Origin of the sequence: Actinosynnema sp. NPDC023658 (genome assembly GCF_040639995.1) — a bacterium.
GTDB lineage: Bacteria > Actinomycetota > Actinomycetes > Mycobacteriales > Pseudonocardiaceae > Actinosynnema.
The window spans coordinates 1-3,353 of sequence record NZ_JBFAAX010000631.1 but is presented as its reverse complement, the minus strand read 5'-3'; the positions used below and the strand labels follow the sequence as shown (position 1 = coordinate 3,353).

3 protein-coding genes are annotated in these 3,353 nt (G+C 69.0%); 2 read left to right on the top strand and 1 reads right to left on the bottom strand.

Translation table 11 applies throughout. The features are described 5' to 3' along the window. Positions 1 to 1,676 (top strand): S8 family serine peptidase (locus AB0G02_RS32385; protein ID WP_360801774.1); only part of this gene is annotated, 1,676 nt, incomplete at its 5' end. A gap of 338 nt (positions 1,677 to 2,014) precedes the next feature. On the opposite strand, the gene AB0G02_RS32380 is transcribed toward AB0G02_RS32385, so the two are convergent. Then, positions 2,015 to 2,359, bottom strand: coding sequence for a transposase (locus tag AB0G02_RS32380; protein WP_360801770.1), 345 nt, complete (start codon positions 2,357 to 2,359; stop codon positions 2,015 to 2,017). 220 nt (positions 2,360 to 2,579) lie between these two features. Here AB0G02_RS32380 and AB0G02_RS32375 point away from each other — a divergent pair, with 220 nt between their 5' ends. After that, complete coding sequence (locus AB0G02_RS32375; protein WP_360801767.1) at positions 2,580 to 2,777, top strand: transposase; 198 nt, start codon at positions 2,580 to 2,582, stop codon at positions 2,775 to 2,777. Positions 2,778 to 3,353: the final 576 nt, after the last annotated feature.

The following is a 3,353-nucleotide window of genomic DNA, read 5'->3' as shown; positions in this document are numbered from 1 at the left end:
GCCGCGACCGGCGCGTGGCCTACGTGGAGACCGTCCGCGTGCACCGGCAGGCAGGTGGCGCGGCGCCGGCCGAAGCCGAGGCCGAGGTCGAGGCCGCGCAGGACAACGCCCCCTGGCACCTGGACCGCGTCGACCAGCGCAACCTGCCGCTGGACACCTCCTACACCCCACCCGACGACGCCGCCGGGGTCGACGTCTACGTGCTCGACAGTGGGGTGCGGGCCACCCACACCGAGTTCGAGGGGCGTGCCACCGGCGTCTACACCTCGATCAACGACGGCAACGGCGCCCAGGACTGCGCCAACCACGGCACGTTCGTCTCCAGCCACATCGCGGGCAAGACCTACGGCGTGGCCAAGAAGGCCGACATCAAAGCCGTCCGCATCCTGAGGTGCGACAACTCGGCGACCACCGAGGAGATCGTCGACGGGATGGACTGGACCACGCGGAACGCGACCAAGCCCTCCGTGGTCAACATGAGCATCCAGAGCAACAACGGCACGCACGACCAAGCGCTGGACGACGCGGCCAAAGCCATGATCGACAGCGGCCTCCTGCTGGTGCTGATCACCGGCAACTTCGGCAAGGGCGACTGCCAGAACTCGCCCAAGGACCCGCGCGCCATCACCATGGGCGCCTCGACGAAGACCGACAGCCGCAACACTGGCAGCAACCCCTCCAGCTACGGCTCGTGCACGACGGCGTTCGCCCCAGGAGCCGGGGTCACCGGCGCCGGCAAGGACAGCGACACCCACGTGCTCACTGGGTGGAACGGCACGTCCTTCGCCGCGCCGCTCGCGACGGGCACGGTCGCGCTGGCCCTGGAGCGCAACCCCGGTCTCACCATGTCCCAGGCCAAGGCCCTCATCATCGACAGTTCCACCAAGGACGTCCTGAGCAACATCGGCACCGGCTCGCCCAACCGCCTGCTCTACGTCGGAGGGCCGCCGCCCGGTGACGCCCCGGTCGTGACCAACCCGGGCCCGCAGAGCACGGCGACCGGTACCGCGGTGTCGTTGCAGATCAAGGCCACAGATCCGCAGGGCGACCCGCTGACCTACGCGGCGAGCGGCCTGCCTGCGGGACTGTCGATCAACGCGACCACCGGCCTGATCACCGGCACCCCCACCACCGCCGGCAGCTCCACGACCACGGTCACGGCCAGGGACCCCGGAGGCCACACCGGGTCGGCCGTCTTCACCTGGACGGTCGGTACCACCGGGGGGTGCACGCCGGCGCAGCTCGTGGGCAACCCGGGCTTCGAGAACGGCCGCGCCCCGTGGACCGGCGACCTGCACACGATCGACGCGTTCACCGACAAGCCCGCCCACACCGGGACGCGCCTGGCCTGGCTGGTCGGCTACGGCACCGAGCGCACCGAGCGCATCGCGCAGGACGTCACCGTTCCCACGGGCTGCAAGGCCACGCTGACCCTGTACCTGCGCATCGACACCGCGGAGCGGGAGAGCCGCGCGTACGACCGGATGACCGTCCAACTGGGCGGCACGACGCTGGCGACCTACAGCAACCTCGACGCCGGACCCGGCTACGTGACGAAGACGTTCGACGTCTCCTCCTACGCGGGCCGCACCGCCGCGCTCCAGTTCTCAGCCACCGAGGACCAGTCGAACCAGACGAGCTTCGCGATCGACGACGTGACTCTGTCCACCCGCTGACCTGCGGTTGCGTGAAGGGGCACGGTCGTGTGTGACGGCCGTGCCCCCTCGGCGTTCCGTCTTGGGCGACGTTGTGACGGCGAGTGCGACCGCAGCACGCGGGCGGCGCCGGACGCCGGAGAGATCGTCGATGGGGACCGGGCGGGGCACGCCCGGATCGCTGGCGAGTCCAGCCGGTCGACGGTGAAGAACGCCGCGACCGCGCCTCGGTCCTCGGTAGATGGGAGTGGGGCCTCAACCGGCCCGTCGAAGGACGTCTCGCCTCCCGTCTTCAGGTGCGCAGTTCGTTCTGCGGCAGGGAAGTTCGCCTGCACCGTGCCGCGGTCAACGGAGCCGTCTCAGGCACCGAGGCTGGGCTGCGACCCGGTCAGGGACTGCAAAACGAGTGGTTCTGTCGCTGATTGCGTGATCAACGATCTGAGTCGAGTGGGCGAGCTGCCACGACCATTGCTGCTGGCGAGCAGGATCTGCTTGCGCAGCAGGATGGAGCTTGCCCATCCGCAGGGTTGACGCTTGAGCAGCTTGATCTTGTTGACGACTCCTTCGGTCGGACCGTTGCTGTGAGTCGGGGTCAGCCCTGCGAGCACCGCCTCGTTGTCCTTCCGTAGGTCGTGGACGAAGCGGTGCAGGGCGGGTAGATCGTCGGCCGGAACCGCGTCGATCCGAGCGTCGAGATCGTGCACTCGGCGGCGGGTGAGGATCGCGGCGAACTCGCTGACCCGCTGGGGGGAGCGTCGTCATCGGCGGGCAGCTGGTGATCTGTTCGTCGAGGTGGCGATGGTGGTGGTCGGGCAGGTGCTCGGGCTTGCTCGTCAGCCGGATGACCAGGCGTCGCGGCGAAGGCGGGGCCACTCAGCCGTTAGACCGCATCTCATTTGGTGTGTTGTCAGGTAGGCCATACTGTTGATCAACGATGGGGAGAAGTGGTGCCCGGAGCCGCTATGGCTCTTGGCGCGTCCGTTGTTGCCCGACGCGCGGCAACGCCACCAGGGCGGGGGTCGTCGGCGGCTGGACGACCGCGTCGTGCTGGCGGCCGTCCTGTGCGTTTTGCAGACCGGATGTGCCTGGTCGGCGCTGCCCGCCTCGTTCGGAGTCCGTTGACCCACCGCGCATCGCCGGTTCGCCGAGTGGGTCGAGGCGGACGTGTTCGCCCGGCTGCGCGAGACGATGCTGGACCTGCGCGGCTCCGTCGCGGCGATCAATTAGTCGCGGGCGTCGGTGGACGGCATGCACGTCCGCGCGGTCACAGGGGGGACCTGACCGGCCCGAGTCCGGCGGACCGGGGCAAAATCCATCGGCAACATCGATGGCTTCGTCGGGCACTACTGCGCCGCCGGACTCCGGGACATCAGCTACGGCACCTGCCCCGAAGCCCGCCACGAACTGCTCCACGAGACCACCGCACAGGAGGTCGTCGCCGACCTGGAGCAATGCTTGAGACCAGCTACTCGATCACCGGGAAGGTACGCCCCTTCACCGGCCGATCCACAGGTCTCAAGCATTGCTCCGGTCTGTACCGATGGGAGCGGAGACAGGGTGCTCGGTGGTGGTCGCTTGCCGACGTTCGGAGTTGCCGTCTCGCCGCTACCCCTAGCCGCGGGGCCGAGCGGCCACGGGTATCGGTACGAGCCCCCGCAACAACCGAGAACCGGGTGGTTCGGGACGGCCCCGATCAAA